Source organism: Bacillus sp. FSL W8-0920 (assembly GCF_038593215.1).
Lineage (GTDB): Bacteria > Bacillota > Bacilli > Bacillales > Bacillaceae > Bacillus > Bacillus pumilus.
Window position 1 is genome coordinate 1,615,699 of record NZ_CP151974.1, and the last position, 17,239, is coordinate 1,632,937.

Sequence of the window (17,239 nt, forward strand, 5' to 3'; positions counted from 1 at the left end):
ATGGAGGAATCTCATGCTCAATATACTCAAAAATTGGAAGAATCAGCAAACTGCAGCTTCCAACTTAGAAAGTCTGACAAAAGAAGACATATTAAATGGAGAAATTCCTGAACATATCGCCATTATCATGGATGGGAACGGAAGATGGGCAAAAAAACGTGCTCTTCCGCGGGTAGCAGGACATCATGAAGGAATGAAAGTCGTCAAGCGCATGACAAAGCTTGCAAATGAGCTGAATGTCAAAGTGCTGACTTTGTATGCTTTCTCTACAGAAAATTGGAAGCGTCCAAAACTAGAAGTAGACTTTTTAATGAAACTTCCTGAAGAATTTTTAAACATCTACCTGCCCGAGCTCATCGAGGAAAATGTCCGTGTTCGCTTAACAGGTGATCCAGACGGCCTCCCGCAGCATACGAAAAGAGCGGTGGAGAATGCAGTAAAGAGTACGACGAATAACGACGGGCTCATTTTGAATTTTGCGCTCAACTATGGAGGGCGCACAGAAATCGTCTCCGCATGCAGACAAATTTCTGAAAAAGTCAAAGAAGGTAAGCTTCAAGCAGAAGACATCACAGAAGAGATGTTTTCAGCTTATTTAATGACAGAATCTCTTCAAGATCCGGATTTGCTTATTCGCACAAGTGGAGAAATTAGATTAAGCAACTTCATGCTTTGGCAAATTGCGTACAGCGAATTTGTCTTTACGGATGTGCTTTGGCCTGACTTTTCTGATGAGCATCTTATAGGCGCTATCGGAGAATACCAGCGCCGCGGCCGGAGGTTCGGTGGAATTTAGAGGGTGGTGCAGATGAAACAAAGAATTTTGACGGGTGTTTTGGCAGCTGCAGTCTTTTTACTTGCAGTTATATATGGACAGATGCCATTTACCCTGCTGATTTACTTAATGGGAAGTGTCGCTCTCTTTGAGCTTCTAAGAATGAAAAAGATATCGATTTTTAGCTTTCCTGGTATTGTCAGCTTAATATTGCTTTGGCTTTTAATGGGCGGAGAGAATAGCTTCTTCCCGAACGTAGACGCATCAAAAATGCAGATTGCTTTATTTGCAGTCTTAATTCTTTTAACTTATACAGTGTTGAGCAAAAACTCTTTCACATTCGATGAGGTTGCTTTTGTAATATTAGCGACATTATATATTGGCGTCAGTTTCTATTATTTTATTCAAATTAGAGGCTTATATGGCATGAGTGCGATCTTCTTCGCAGCAGTGATTATTTGGTCCACTGACTCAGGTGCCTATTTTATTGGGAAATCGATGGGGAAACGAAAGCTCTGGCCAGAGATCAGCCCAAACAAAACAGTAGAAGGATTTATCGGCGGAATCGTCACAGCGGTCGTGTTGTCATTTGTGTTTCAGGCGATTACAGGATTTTTGCCATCATATCTGCTCGTTATGTTTATTACGCTTTTGCTCAGTATCTTTGGACAGCTTGGCGACCTTGTGGAATCTGCTTTAAAGCGTCATTACCACGTGAAGGATTCAGGGACAATTCTCCCTGGACATGGCGGGATTTTGGACAGGTTTGACAGCTTTTTATTCGTTCTGCCGTTTTTATATTTATTGCTTGCAACGTTTGCCAGCTAACCTCATAGAAACTTATTGAACGAGAGAAGGAGTGGCAATTTGAGATATATTTCGCTATTAGGCGCAACAGGATCAATTGGAGAACAAACATTAGATGTGATGAGGCAGCACCCAGACAAATTTAAGCTAAAAGCCATGACGTTTGGCCGAAATGTAGACAAAGCCATACCAATCATTGAACAGTTTCAGCCTGAATTTGTCGGATGCTTAAGTGAAGAGGCCTATCACACGCTAAAGGGTCATTCATTTGAATACGATGTCAAGATGGCTGCTGGTGATGAAACCAACATCGAAGCAGCGACCTATGGAGCAGTGGACGTTGTGGTCAATGCCCTTGTCGGAAGTGTCGGGCTTGTTCCAACATTAAAGGCCATTGAACAAAAAAAGACGATTGCACTCGCAAATAAGGAAACACTTGTGACAGCTGGTCATATAGTAAAAGAGTACGCGAAAAGATATGATGTACCTTTACTTCCTGTCGATAGTGAGCATTCCGCTATTTTTCAATGCCTGCAAGGTGAACAAGCTAAAAACATTGAACGCTTAATCGTGACAGCCTCAGGTGGTAGTTTCCGAGATAAAAAACGAACTGAACTTGAAGGTGTTACGGTTGAAGAAGCGCTGAACCACCCAAACTGGTCGATGGGAGCGAAAATTACCATTGATTCAGCGACGATGATGAATAAAGGGCTCGAGGTGATTGAGGCACATTGGTTGTTTGATATACCGTATGAACAAATTGATGTGCTGTTACATAAAGAGAGCATTATCCATTCGATGGTGGAATTTCACGACAAAAGCGTCATGGCTCAGTTAGGGACACCTGACATGAGAGTGCCCATTCAATATGCACTCACATACCCTGACAGGGCGCCATTACCAGAAGCAAAATCATTGAACCTTTGGGAGATTGGACAATTGAATTTCCAAAAAGCGGATTTTGACAGGTATCGCTGCTTACATTTTGCTTATGAATCAGGTAAAATAGGAGGGACAATGCCTGCTGTGCTCAATGCAGCAAATGAAATGGCAGTCGATGCATTTCTGAAAGGCAAAGTAACATTCCTGCAAATTGAAGAATTGATTGAAAAGGCACTAAACAGACATCATGTGATTTCAACGCCTAGTTTGCAAGATATCCATGAAGTGGACAAAGATACACGAGACTTTGTTCAATCAATCCTCACATAAGGTGGTATGTTCGTGAATACAGTGATTGCGTTTATTATTATTTTTGGAACGCTCGTTTTTTTCCACGAGCTTGGCCATTTAATTATGGCGCAGCGAGCGGGGATTTTATGCCGTGAGTTCGCAATTGGTTTTGGGCCGAAGATTTTCTCCTTTAAACGAAAAGAAACCGTTTATACCATTAGACTTCTCCCTATTGGCGGATTTGTTAAAATGGCAGGAGAGGACCCTGAAGTCATTGAAATTAAACCAGGTCATACAGTGGGGCTCTTATTCAATGAGCAAAATGAAGTAGAAAAAATCATTTTAAATGATAAAGAAAAATATCCTGATGCACTTGTCATCGAAGTTGAGCAGATTGATTTAGATCATGCGATGAGAATCTCAGGATATGAAGCTGGAAATGAAGATATTTTGACTGGCTACAATGTAAGTCAAACAAGCTTTTATATTGCAGATGGTGAAGAAATTCAAATCGCACCGTACAATCGTCAATTTGGATCAAAAACGGTATGGCAGCGTATTAAAGCGATCGCAGCTGGACCGATTATGAACTTTATCTTGGCGTATGTGATTTTAGTTGCTTTAGGGTTTATTCAAGGGGTCACCGTTGATGATCCTGTACTCGGCAAGCTGACGAAAGACGGCCGAGCGGCAGAAGCTGGACTCATGCAGGGGGACCACATCGTGTCCATTAACGGGGATAAAATGAATTCTTGGACAGACGTCGTTCAAACTGTTCAAAAGAACCCTGAGAAAAAAATGAATGTCGTCATTGACCGAGACGGCAAAGAAAGCACTGTGCAGGTTGTACCAGAAGCTGTGAAAGCAGACGGAAAAAACATTGGCCGTTTCGGATCTTATCCGCCAACGGAAAATGGATTTCTGAAGGTTATTTCATCCTCAGGAACGACTGTGATTTCAACAGCAGGTCTGATTTTAACGAACTTACAAAAGATTGTCACAGGGCAATTTTCACTAGATATGTTAGCAGGTCCTGTTGGGATCTATGACATGACAGGAGAAGTAGCTAAGCAAGGTGTGTTAACATTAATGCAGTTTGCGGCGTTCCTTAGTATTAACTTAGGTATCGTGAATTTATTGCCGATTCCTGCACTAGACGGAGGACGTTTACTATTCTTGTTTGTTGAAGCCATTCGCGGTAAACCAATTAATCGTGAGAAAGAAGCACTTGTTGTCTTTATCGGTGTTGCATTCCTCATGCTGTTAATGCTAGTGGTTACGTGGAATGACATCCAGCGATTATTTTTATAAAACCAATGTCTCTTGTTTCTCATTACGGGAAACAAGAGTTTTTGTGAGAAGTCCTATTTCATAAATGAGGTGTAACGACATGAGACAATCCCTGACTTTCATACCAACTCTTCGAGAGGTGCCAGCAGATGCTGAGGCAAAAAGTCACCAGCTCTTAGTAAGAGCTGGGTTCATTAGACAAAACACAAGCGGAATCTATCATTATCTGCCGCTTGCTCATAAAGTCATCCAGCATATTCAATCCATCGTTCGCAAGGAGATGGAAAAGGCGGGAGCAGCTGAGCTGTTAATGCCAGTGCTGCAGCAGGCAGAAATGTGGCAAGAGTCAGGAAGATGGTATACATACGGTCCAGAATTGATGCGTATGAAAGATCGTCATGGCCGTGAGTTTGCACTTGGCCCAACGCACGAAGAAGTGATTACATCACTTGTACGCAGCGAAGTGAAATCGTATAAGAAGCTTCCTTTAACTCTTTATCAAATTCAATCAAAATTCCGCGACGAACAGAGACCGCGTTTTGGGCTACTGCGGGGACGTGAATTTATTATGAAGGATGCGTACTCATTCCATTCTTCACCAGAAAGCCTTGATGACACTTACAACAAGATGTTTACAGCTTACTCCAATGTATTCTCAAAAGTAGGTCTTAATTTTAGACCAGTTATTGCAGATTCTGGTGCAATGGGAGGAAAAGATACACATGAGTTTATGGCACTGTCAGAAGTAGGAGAAGATACAATCGCATACTCTGATACATCTTCCTATGCTGCGAACATTGAAATGGCTGAAGCTGTATATCAAAGAGAAGAAGCAAATCCTGCGGACTTCAAAGAACTTGAAAAAGTCCATACACCGCAAGCAAAAACGATTCAAGACATCGCTGGATTTTTAGAAGTTGATCCTTCTCTTTGTATCAAGTCTGTTTTGTTTAAAGCAGATGATGCGTATGTTCTCATCCTGACGAGAGGCGACCATGAAGTAAATGATGTGAAAGTGAAAAACTTGGTAGGAGCACAGCTTGTAGAGCTTGCTACTCGCGAAGAAGTACTAGAAGTCATTGGAACAGAGCCTGGATTTGTTGGTCCAGTGAAGCTGGAAGCAGAAGTCGATATTTATGCAGACCTTGCGGTTAAAGGCATGACAAATGCTGTTGCAGGTGCAAACGAAGCGGATTATCACTATATCAATGTCAATCCTGCGCGTGATGTGTCAGTGAAAGAATTCACAGATCTCCGTTTGATCCAAGAAGGCGACGTTTCTCCAGATGGAGAAGGCACAATCCAGTTTGCTAAAGGGATTGAAGTAGGACAAGTCTTTAAACTAGGCACTCGTTATTCTGAGTCAATGGATGCGACGTACCTTGATGAGAATGGTCGAGCGCAGCCAATGATTATGGGCTGCTATGGTATCGGTATCTCTAGAACGCTTTCAGCGATTGTTGAACAGCATCACGATGAGAAAGGAATCATTTGGCCGGAAGCTGTTGCGCCATATGACCTTCATCTCCTTGCATTAAATATGAAAAACGATGCTCAAAAAGAGCTAGCTGAAACGTTATACGAGCGCTTAGAAGATGAGGGCTTTGACGTACTTTTCGATGACCGTCAGGAGCGAGCAGGCGTGAAATTTGCAGACAGTGATTTAATTGGGCTGCCAATTCGCATTAGCTGCGGAAAACGTTCAGAAGAAGGCATTGTTGAAGTGAAGTTTAGAAAATCAGGGGAATCACACGAAGTATCTGTTGATGAGCTGATTTCTTTTATACGCCAAGCATAAAAAACGAACAAAAAAATGAAGGTACCTCCTGTAGAAAAGAGGTACCTTTCTGATTGACAAAAGGAGGGTCCTGTCTTGGATGAACAATTACCGATCACACGGCGGCAATTTCATATATTACTCAATCAGATTCAAATGACAGATGATGACCTCAGTCGTTACTTTGAAGAAGGAGAAATCGTCAAATTGACGGTGCATAAGGCGGCGAAAACGTGGCATTTCCTTTTTAAATTTAAGGCGCTTTTGCCTTACAAGGTATATGCAATGTTTCTCAGCAGGCTGACAAATGCATTTTCTCATATTGCACAAGTCACTTGCACGATTGAAGTCAATGATTCGAGCATCTCTGAAGAGCTCGTTCAATCGTATTGGTCACATTGTGTGGAAGAGCTTCAAGGAATTTCTCCTCCAATTATCAGCTTGCTTCAGCAGCAAAAACCATCGCTGTCTGGACATAAAATCATCATCAAAACGAAAAGCGAAACAGAGGCTTTGGCCATCAAGAAGAAGTACAGTCCAATGCTCCAGGCTGCTTTTAAACAAGTAGGCTTTCCAGAATTGCAATTTGATACAGAAATTTTTGTATCAGATCAAGAGATTCAGAAGTTCAGAGAACAAAAGCTTGCAGAAGATCAAGAAAGAGCGATGCAAGCCCTCACTGAGATGGAGAAGAAGGAAAGTGAGGAGCAGGAAGAAGGTCCGTCTGGCCCACTCATGATTGGCTATCAAATTAAAGACAATGAAGAAATTCGTACGCTTGATAGTATTATGGATGAGGAAAGAAGAATCACCGTCCAGGGCTACGTATTCGATGCAGAAACGCGTGAGCTGAAAAGCGGCAGAACGCTTTGTATCTTTAAAATTACAGATTATACAAACAGTATTTTAATTAAAATGTTTGCAAGAGAAAAAGAAGATGCCCAGCTGATGAAATCATTGAAAAAAGGCATGTGGGTCAAAGCAAGAGGAAGCATTCAAAACGATACGTTTGTTAGAGACCTTGTCATGATTGCCAATGACGTCAATGAAATGAAACCTCAGCTGAAAGAGGATACGGCACCTGAGGGTGAAAAGCGTGTCGAGCTTCATTTGCATTCCCCAATGAGTCAAATGGATGCTGTTACTGGCATCGGCAAGTTGGTGGAACAAGCAAAAAAATGGGGACATGAAGCGATTGCTCTGACGGATCATGCGGTTGTACAATCCTTCCCAGATGCGTATGCAGCAAGTAAAAAGCATGACATCAAAATGATGTATGGTGTGGAAATCAACTTGGTTGACGACGGAGTACCTATTGCCTATAATCCAGAGCACCGTTTGTTAGAGGATGCAACATATGTTGTATTTGACGTAGAGACAACTGGACTTTCAGCTGTGTATGACACGATTATTGAGCTGGCAGCAGTGAAAATAAAGGGCGGAGAAATCATTGACCGTTTTGAGGCATTTGCAAATCCTCATCACCCACTATCAGCGACAACGATCGAATTAACAGGTATCACGGATGATATGGTCAGAGATGCTCCAGATGTCGTCGATGTCGTACGGGATTTCAAAGAATGGATTGGACAAGATATACTTGTTGCGCACAATGCAAGCTTTGATATGGGCTTTTTAAATACAGCGTACAAACGCCTGTTAAAAACAGATAAAGCGTCAAACCCTGTGATTGATACACTGGAACTTGGCCGATTCCTTTACCCTGAATTTAAGAATCACCGGCTGAACACACTTTGTAAAAAGTTCGATATAGAACTGACGCAGCATCACCGGGCCATTTACGATGCAGAGGCGACAGGCTACCTCATGCTGAAAATGCTAAAAGATGCGGCTGAAAAGGATATTGCCTATCACGATCAATTGAATGAAAACATGGGTCAGTCTAATGCTTACCAGCGCTCACGTCCTTACCATGCCATTCTGATCGCACAAAATGAGACAGGGCTGAAAAATTTATTCAAGCTTGTTTCTCTTTCTCATATTCATTATTTCTACCGAGTGCCGCGCATTCCGCGCTCACAGCTTGAGAAATATCGAGAAGGTTTAATTATTGGGTCTGCCTGTGATAAGGGTGAAGTGTTTGAAGGAATGATGCAAAAATCACCTGATGAGGTGGAAGACATTGCAGCATTTTATGACTATTTAGAAGTTCATCCGCCAGAAGTGTATCAGCATCTGCTACAGCTGGAGCTTGTTCGAGATGAACGTGCGTTAAAAGAAATCATCACAAACATTGTGAAGCTTGGCGAAAAGCTGAATAAACCAGTCGTAGCAACCGGAAATGTGCATTATCTGCATCCAGAAGACAAAATTTATCGTAAAATCTTAATTTCATCACAAGGTGGAGCAAATCCGCTGAATCGTCATGAACTGCCAAAAGTTCATTTTAGAACGACAGATGAAATGCTCGAAGCATTCTCCTTTCTAGGAGAGGAAAAAGCGAAAGAGATCGTCGTGACGAATACGAAAAAAGTCTCTGAGATGGTCGAAAGCATTAAACCAATCAAAGATGACCTATACACACCAAAAATTGAAGGTGCAGATGAAGAAGTACGGGAAATGAGCTATCAAATGGCGCGCAGCATCTATGGAGATGATTTGCCGAAAATCGTAGAAGACCGTATTGAGAAAGAATTAAAAAGTATTATCGGGCATGGATTCGCCGTTATTTACTTAATCTCTCATAAGCTTGTAAAGAAATCACTTGATGACGGATATCTTGTTGGTTCAAGGGGATCTGTCGGCTCATCTCTTGTTGCAACTTTAACAGAGATTACCGAAGTGAACCCGCTTGCGCCGCATTATGTATGTCCAAGCTGTAAGCATTCCGAGTTCTTTAACGACGGATCTGTTGGTTCAGGCTTTGACCTTCCTGACAAGGACTGCCCGGAATGTGGCACGCCGTACAAAAAAGACGGACATGATATTCCGTTTGAAACGTTCTTAGGTTTTAAAGGAGACAAAGTCCCTGATATCGACTTGAACTTCTCAGGTGAATATCAACCGATTGCCCATAACTATACGAAAGAGCTGTTCGGTGAAGAGTATGTATACCGAGCAGGTACGATTGGTACTGTTGCAGAAAAAACAGCATATGGTTACGTGAAAGGCTACGCTGGAGATCATAATCTTCATATGAGGGGCGCAGAAATCGACCGGCTTGTACAAGGCTGTACAGGGGTAAAACGGACAACGGGCCAGCATCCAGGCGGTATTATTGTAGTGCCGGATTATATGGACATTTACGATTTCTCACCTATTCAATTTCCAGCAGATGCGACAGGTTCTGATTGGAAAACGACGCATTTTGATTTCCACTCAATCCATGACAACTTGCTCAAACTTGATATATTAGGGCACGATGATCCTACGGTTATTCGTATGCTTCAAGATTTAAGCGGAATTGATCCAAAGACGATTCCAACAGATGATCCAGAAGTGATGAAAATTTTCCAAGGAACAGAGCCTCTTGGTGTAACAGAGGAGCAAATTGGCTGTAAAACAGGTACACTCGGTATTCCAGAGTTTGGGACAAGGTTTGTTCGGCAAATGCTTGAGGATACAAAACCAACAACCTTCTCAGAGCTCGTTCAGATCTCTGGTTTATCACACGGGACGGATGTATGGCTCGGGAACGCGCAAGAGCTCATTCACAATAAAACGTGTGAACTAAGTGAAGTGATTGGGTGCCGTGACGATATTATGGTCTATCTCATCTATCAGGGCTTAGAGCCGTCACTTGCCTTTAAAATCATGGAGTCTGTTCGTAAAGGAAAAGGACTTCCCCCTGAATGGGAAGAAGAAATGAAGAATAATAATGTACCGAACTGGTATATTGATTCTTGCAAAAAGATCAAATACATGTTCCCTAAGGCCCACGCAGCTGCTTATGTATTAATGGCTGTACGGATTGCCTACTTTAAGGTGCATCATGCACTTTTATACTATGCGGCTTACTTTACCGTTCGTGCAGATGACTTTGATATTGAAACAATGACAAAAGGATCGAATGCGATTCGAGCGGTCATGGACGATATTAACTCAAAAGGTTTAGATGCATCACCGAAAGAAAAGAACCTATTAACTGTACTAGAGCTTGCCCTTGAAATGTGTGAAAGAGGCTACCATTTCAAAAAAGTGGATCTCTATCGATCAAGTGCAACAGAGTTTATCATTGATGGAGATGGATTAATTCCGCCATTCAACTCAATCCCTGGACTCGGAACGAACGTTGCGTTAAATATTGTTCGCGCACGTCAAGATGGGGAATTCCTTTCAAAAGAAGATTTACAAAAACGCGGAAAAGTGTCGAAAACGATTCTAGAATATTTAGATCGTCAAGGCTGCTTAGAAGCACTTCCTGATCAAAACCAGCTTTCTTTGTTTTAATGCGATCAATGAAGAGCGCCCTTAAAGGGGCGTTTCTTTTTTATATATACAATAATATTATTATGTTAACTAATAAAGAATTTCCACCAAATGGAATCATTTTCTAATTCATTCATATACCTTGATTTAGCGTGATGTTTTAAAAGAAGAGATTGTATGTCATTCTTTCTACCCAAATAGAGCAAAAAAGAGAATTTCGCCGTCTGAAATGTTCTCAATCGACATATGATCATTCTGGGTACAGTCACAGAAAGAATCAAGAGAAAAAAACTTCGATGAGCGCAAAGCTGATTGCTGTTTACTATGCTTATTTTTGAAACATATTTGATTCTTTTCAAAGCTGTTCAAATCACGTTCTGAATCAAAGGAGGTGGCTTGTCTATTCATGTTTGACTAAATAGAAGGGGTGAGTCATACAGAAATGGCATCGTATAACTATGTAGAGGTTCTTCAAAAATCCTTGTTGTTTTATGAAGCGCAGCGGTCTGGAAAACTGCCTAAAAGCAGCCGTCTCAACTGGCGGGGAGATTCTGGACTAGAGGACGGGAAGGATGTAGGGCATGACTTAACTGGCGGCTGGTATGACGCAGGTGATCATGTGAAATTTGGACTTCCAATGGCGTACTCAGCAGCTGTGCTTGCATGGACAGTATATGAATACCGAGAAGCCTATGAAGAGGCAGAACTGCTTGATGACATCCTCGATCAAATCAGGTGGGCAACAGATTATTTTTTGAAAGCTCATACAGGTCCGAACGAGTTTTGGGCGCAGGTAGGTGATGGGAACGCTGATCATGCTTGGTGGGGACCGGCAGAAGTGATGCCGATGAGCCGGCCAGCTTTTAAAATTGATGAAAATTGTCCAGGAACAGAAGTGGCCGCACAAACTGCGGCAGCTTTAGCAGCGGGCTCTATCATTTTTAAAGAGACAGATGCCCCTTATGCAGCAAAGCTTCTGACGCACGCGAAACAGCTGTATGCATTTGCTGACAGGTATCGCGGCGAGTATACAGATTGTGTCACAAACGCTCAGCCGTTTTACAACTCATGGAGCGGCTATATTGATGAACTCATTTGGGGCGGAATCTGGCTGTACTTGGCAACAAATGAAGAAACCTATTTAAATCAAGCATTAAAAGCAGTAGAGGAATGGCCGAAGGATTGGGATTATACGTTTACCATGTCCTGGGACAATACTTTTTTTGCTTCGCAAATCTTACTCGCCAGAATCACGAAAGAGAATCGATTTATAGAATCGACAGAGCGTAATCTTGATTACTGGACCACAGGTTTTGTTCAAAATGGAAAAGTCGAAAGAATCACTTATACGCCTGGCGGTTTGGCATGGCTTGACCAATGGGGCTCGCTTCGTTATACAGCAAATGCAGCATTTTTAGCCTTTGTTTACGCTGATTGGGTGTCAGATGAAGAAAAAAAGAATCGATACCAAACGTTTGCGATCAACCAAACTCACTATATGCTTGGTGATAATCCGCTTAATAGAAGCTATGTCGTTGGGTTTGGCCAGAACCCGCCGAAGCATCCACACCACCGAACTGCACACGGTTCATGGTCTAATCAGCTGACAAATCCTTCGAATCATCGTCACACTCTTTATGGGGCGCTCGTTGGCGGACCAAATGCACAGGATCAATATGACGATGACATCTCTGATTATGTATCAAACGAGGTGGCGACGGACTATAATGCCGCTTTTACAGGAAATATAGCCAAAATGGTGCAGCTGTTTGGAAAAGGGCAATCAAAGCTGCCCAATTTCCCGCCTCAAGAACAACCAGAGGATGAGTTTTTTGTAGAGGCAGCAGTGATGAATAACGATGCAACATCTACTCAAGTAAAGGCGGTTCTATACAACCGGTCCGGATGGCCGGCGAGACGTAGTCAAACGCTCTCCTTTAGATATTACGTCAATCTGAGTGAGGTCTTTGCAAAGGGATTCACTGAAAAAGATATTCAAGTGACAGCCGCCTACAATGAAGGCGCTTCCTTATCTCCGATCAAGGTATATGACGCATCAGCTCACGTGTATTATGCAGAAATTGATTTTACAGGCGTAGCGATTTTTCCTGGAGGAGAATCAGAGCATAAGAAGGAAATACAATTTCGATTATCTGCACCAAATGGGTCGAATATATGGGATGCCTCAAATGATTATTCCTTTCAAGGCTTAACATCCAATATGCAAAAAACAACGAGAATTCCTGTTTTTGATGATGGTGCTTTAGTATTTGGTACACTTCCAGACAAATAAAAATCAAGATTTTTTGAAAGGGTGAAGGATTTGTCAAACAAAGAACGGTTTTTAACGCTTTATCATCAAATTAAAAGTGATGGGAATGGATATTTTTCATCAGAAGGAATTCCGTATCATTCAATTGAGACGCTTATTTGCGAAGCGCCTGATTATGGGCATATGACAACGTCAGAAGCGTATAGCTATTGGCTGTGGCTAGAGGTGTTGTACGGACATTACACAGGGGATTGGAGCAAATTAGAGGCAGCCTGGGACAATATGGAGAAGTACATCATCCCAGTAAATGAAGATGGAAATGATGAGCAGCCGCATATGAGCGCCTACAATCCTTCTAGCCCAGCCACATACGCAGCGGAAAAACCATATCCAGATCAATATCCTAGTCAGCTGAGCGGAGCTCGTCCTGCTGGTCAAGATCCGATTGATGGTGAATTGAAATCAACCTATGGAACGAATGAAACGTATTTAATGCACTGGCTGCTTGATGTCGATAACTGGTATAAATATGGGAACTTACTCAATCCATCACATACAGCCGCATATGTAAACACGTTCCAGCGCGGGCCGCAGGAATCTGTATGGGAGGCGATCCCACATCCATCACAAGATGATCAATCTTTTGGGAAGCCAAATGAAGGCTTTATGAGCTTGTTCACAAAAGAAAACCAAGCACCAGCTGCTCAGTGGCGCTATACCAATGCGACGGATGCTGATGCGCGTGCAATACAAGCGATGTATTGGGCAAAGGAACTCGGCTACAATAATTCAACCTATCTTGATAAAGCGAAAAAAATGGGTGATTTTCTCCGTTACGGTATGTACGATAAGTATTTTCAAACGATTGGAAGCGGCAAGCAAGGGAATCCGTACCCTGGAAACGGAAAGGGTGCCTGTCATTACTTAATGGCGTGGTATACCTCTTGGGGCGGAGGACTTGGCGACTATGCAAACTGGTCATGGCGTATCGGAGCGAGCCACTGCCACCAAGGGTATCAAAACCCTGTCGCCGCTTATGCTTTGTCCTCAGACAAAGGTGGTTTAAAGCCATCTTCCGCTACCGGTGCAAGCGATTGGGAAAAAACATTAAAAAGGCAGCTTGAATTTTATGTATGGCTTCAATCAAAAGAGGGAGCGATAGCAGGAGGCGCAACCAATAGCTGGAATGGAGACTATAGTGCATATCCGGCGGGAAGAAGTACTTTTTACGATATGGCATACGAGGATGCACCTGTTTACCATGATCCACCTTCTAATAACTGGTTCGGGATGCAGGCATGGCCGATGGAGCGCGTAGCAGAGCTTTATTATATTTTTGTGAAAGATGGAGACAAAACTTCTGAAAATGTCCAAATGGCGAAATCTTGTATCACAAAATGGGTCGACTATGCATTAGATTACATTTTTATCGGCAGCCGTCCTGTGTCGGATGAAGAGGGGTATTTCTTAGATGACCAAGGACAAAGAATTCTAGGAGGAACAAATGCTGCTGTGGCTACAACGAGTGCACCTGGCGAGTTTTGGCTTCCTGGAAATATTGCATGGAGCGGACAGCCTGATACTTGGAATGGGTTCCAGTCTGCAACAGGAAATCCAAACCTAACAGCTGTCACAAAAGATCCAACTCAGGATACGGGCGTACTAGGGAGTCTCGTCAAGGCTTTAACATTCTTTGCTGCTGCTACTAAGCTAGAAACAGGGGATTATACAGCGCTTGGCGTAAAAGCGAAAGATGCAGCCGCACAGCTCCTTGAGGTGGCGTGGAATTACAATGATGGCGTGGGCATTGTGACAGAGGAAGACAGAGAGGACTATGACCGCTTCTTTAAAAAAGAAGTGTATTTCCCAAATGGTTGGAGCGGGACCTTTGGTCAAGGGAATCAGATTCCTGGATCAAGCACTATTCCTTCTGATCCGCAGCGAGGAGGTAATGGGGTCTATACGAGTTTTGCTGATCTTCGTCCAAACATTAAACAAGATCCAGCATGGTCTTCACTCGAGAGTAAATATCAGTCTTCATTTAATGAAGCAACAGGCAAATGGGAGAATGGGGCACCGGTTTTCACCTATCACCGTTTTTGGTCACAAGTGGATATGGCCACTGCCTACGCAGAATATCATCGTCTAATCAACTAGCAGGTGAAATTTAAGCTGCCGGTTTCTTTGAGCCGGCAGTTTGTTTAAGAAATATAAATACAGTGAAGATAAGGGTGTTTTTACATGGTCAAAGAAAGAAGTTTTCTTCATCAATCAATAAACAAGGGCGAAAATGAGCAGATCAATCTGATGTGGAAAAAAGAGGCGAATGATCGAATCTCAGAGCATAGACAAAGAGATCTTGAAATAAACGTCACAAATCACGATAAAAAGCCAATAGCAGGTATAGAGGTTGAGATTAAGCAAATCAGGCATGAATTCGCATTTGGTTCAGCGATGAATGACCAAGTGTTATTTAATCAACAATATGCCGATTTTTTTGTGAAGCATTTTAATTGGGCTGTTTTTGAAAATGAGGCAAAATGGTATGCAAATGAGCCGGAAAGAGGGAGAATCACCTACGAAAAAGCAGATGCGATGCTGAATTTTGCAGATAAACATCAACTTCCAGTAAGGGGGCACGCTTTATTTTGGGAGGTAGAGGATGCCAATCCAAGCTGGCTGAGGTCACTACCGAATCACGAAGTGTATGAAGCCATGAAAAACCGGCTTGAGCATGCGGGCAATCACTTTAAAGGAAGATTCCGTCACTGGGATGTAAACAATGAAATGATGCATGGTTCATTTTTTAAAGACCGCTTCGGGAAAAATATTTGGAAATGGATGTATGAAGAAACGAAAAAAATTGACCCTCAAGCACGATTGTTTGTGAATGATTATAATGTGATCTCATATGGTGAGCACCATGCTTATAAAGCACATATCAATGAACTTCGTCAGTTAGGCGCACCTATTGAGGCGATTGGTGTACAAGGACATTTTGAAGAACGGGTCGATCCAGCCGTTGTAAAAGAGAGGCTCGATGTGCTTGCTGAGCTTGGACTTCCTATATGGGTTACAGAGTACGACTCTGTTCACCCTGACGCTAATAGAAGAGCGGATAACCTAGAGGCTTTATACCGTGTCGCATTTAGTCATCCAGCCGTAAAAGGAGTGCTAATGTGGGGATTTTGGGCAGGTGCCCATTGGAGAGGTGAGCATGCGGCCATCGTGAATTACGATTGGTCTTTAAATGAAGCAGGTAGACGTTACGAAAAGCTTCTAAATGAGTGGACGACACAAAGAGTTGAAATAACAGATGCTAATGGCAATGTGACATGTCGAGCATTTCACGGGACATATGAGATTCGAATCGGTAAAGAAAGTAAACTGTTGAAACAGCAGACAATTGAACTTGATTCAAATGAACAAACACCACTTCGGCTAGATGTGATCATACCTGAAGAAGGATAGATTGTGAGGAGAATGTAAATGAAAAAGTGGACTCAAAGAGTGTCCTTCTTCATACTTGTGGTCGCTATATGGGCCGGATGGTTTTCACTGACGATTAAAGCCGCCGCTTATGTACAGACGTCTGGCACACAATTTACGCTGAACAATCAACCATTTTACTTTGCTGGTACAAATAATTACTATTTCCATTACAAATCTAAAAAGATGGTAGATGCAGTGTTCGATGATATGAAAGCAATGAATTTAAAGGTCTTACGTATTTGGGGATTTCACGACGGAGCCCCTCAAGAAAACTCCGTTTTACAATCTAGTCCAGGGGTCTATGAAGAATCGGGTTTTCAAAAACTAGATTATGCGATTTATAAAGCGGGGCAGGAAGGAATAAAACTTGTCATCCCACTAGTGAACAATTGGGATGACTTTGGCGGGATGAATCAATACGTAAAGTGGTTCAATGCAGGATCACATGATGCCTTTTATACAGATCCTCGTATTCAACATGCTTACAAAAATTATGTGCGTTATGTTTTAGAAAGAACGAATACGTACACAGGTGTTCAATATAAGGACGATCCAGCTATTATGACTTGGGAACTAGCCAATGAGCCGCGTGTGCAGTCAGATTCAACGGGTAATATACTAGTCAAATGGGCAGATGAAATGAGTACATGGATCAAATCGCTGGATCGTCACCATCTTGTTGCAGTAGGAGATGAAGGGTTTTTTCGCATACCAGGCCATGAAGATTGGTTTTACAGAGGCGGAGAAGGCGTCGATTGGGACCGTTTGACAGCTCTCTCTAATATCGATTATGGAACCTACCATCTGTACCCAGATCATTGGAACAAGTCTGCTGCTTGGGGAGTGAAATGGATCGAAGACCATATCATCCGCGGGAAGTCAATCGGAAAACCAGTTGTGTTAGAAGAGTTTGGCTATCAAAATCAATCAGCACGTCCTGACGTATACCAAAGCTGGCTGTCAGCGGTTGAGCGGCTCGGAGGGGCTGGTAGTCAATTTTGGATTTTAACAAGCATTCAAGACGATGATTCGCTCTATCCCGATTATGACGGTTTCCGCATCATAAAAGGGAGCAGGGAGGCAGCCCTTATCAGTGAACATGCGAAAAGAATGAACGAAAAGAACTGATGGCGAATGCCTGCTGAATAAGGAACTTCATTTGCATAAAAAAATTGGATATGGTATAGTTTTTATGGAAATGCTAACGATTACCGAGACAAGAGTGGGGAAACCCGCTCTTTTGTATTGAACAGGCAATTTTTGT

The 17,239-nt window shown here is 42.5% G+C and carries 10 protein-coding genes; all 10 read left to right on the top strand.

Features of this window, described 5'->3' with window-relative positions:
* The first annotated feature begins 13 nt into the window (after window positions 1-13).
* The 10 genes from NSS78_RS08045 to NSS78_RS08090 all read left to right on the top strand — a co-directional run bounded on the left by NSS78_RS08045 (window position 14) and on the right by NSS78_RS08090 (window position 17,103).
* Entirely contained in the window at window positions 14-796 is a 783-nt protein-coding gene (locus tag NSS78_RS08045; RefSeq protein ID WP_003212321.1) for an isoprenyl transferase, read from the top strand.
* Window positions 797-808: 12 nt separating this feature from the next.
* The gene (locus tag NSS78_RS08050) at window positions 809-1,603 is read left to right on the top strand and encodes a phosphatidate cytidylyltransferase (protein WP_003211667.1); all 795 of its coding nucleotides are present in this window, start codon (window positions 809-811) and stop codon (window positions 1,601-1,603) included.
* A 39-nt stretch (window positions 1,604-1,642) separates the two neighbouring features.
* The gene (gene dxr / locus NSS78_RS08055) at window positions 1,643-2,794 is read left to right on the top strand and encodes a 1-deoxy-D-xylulose-5-phosphate reductoisomerase (protein WP_309216707.1); all 1,152 of its coding nucleotides are present in this window, start codon (window positions 1,643-1,645) and stop codon (window positions 2,792-2,794) included.
* A 6-nt stretch (window positions 2,795-2,800) separates the two neighbouring features.
* Window positions 2,801-4,066, top strand: coding sequence for an RIP metalloprotease RseP (rseP, locus tag NSS78_RS08060; protein ID WP_106055909.1), 1,266 nt, complete (start codon window positions 2,801-2,803; stop codon window positions 4,064-4,066).
* A gap of 79 nt (window positions 4,067-4,145) precedes the next feature.
* The gene (locus NSS78_RS08065; protein ID WP_335364971.1) at window positions 4,146-5,843 is read left to right on the top strand and encodes a proline--tRNA ligase; all 1,698 of its coding nucleotides are present in this window, start codon (window positions 4,146-4,148) and stop codon (window positions 5,841-5,843) included.
* 135 nt (window positions 5,844-5,978) lie between these two features.
* Window positions 5,979-10,232, top strand: a complete 4,254-nt coding sequence (locus NSS78_RS08070; protein ID WP_233421743.1) for a PolC-type DNA polymerase III — start codon at window positions 5,979-5,981, stop codon at window positions 10,230-10,232.
* Window positions 10,233-10,653: 421 nt separating this feature from the next.
* A complete protein-coding gene (locus NSS78_RS08075) occupies window positions 10,654-12,504 on the top strand; it encodes a glycoside hydrolase family 9 protein (RefSeq protein WP_253622947.1) in 1,851 nt (616 codons plus the stop codon).
* 30 nt (window positions 12,505-12,534) lie between these two features.
* Window positions 12,535-14,640, top strand: a complete 2,106-nt coding sequence (locus NSS78_RS08080; RefSeq protein WP_003210908.1) for a glycoside hydrolase family 48 protein — start codon at window positions 12,535-12,537, stop codon at window positions 14,638-14,640.
* Between the two features lie 84 nt (window positions 14,641-14,724).
* Entirely contained in the window at window positions 14,725-15,954 is a 1,230-nt protein-coding gene (locus NSS78_RS08085) for an endo-1,4-beta-xylanase (RefSeq protein WP_212045866.1), read from the top strand.
* 18 nt (window positions 15,955-15,972) lie between these two features.
* Entirely contained in the window at window positions 15,973-17,103 is a 1,131-nt protein-coding gene (locus NSS78_RS08090) for a cellulase family glycosylhydrolase (RefSeq protein WP_212045867.1), read from the top strand.
* Window positions 17,104-17,239: the final 136 nt, after the last annotated feature.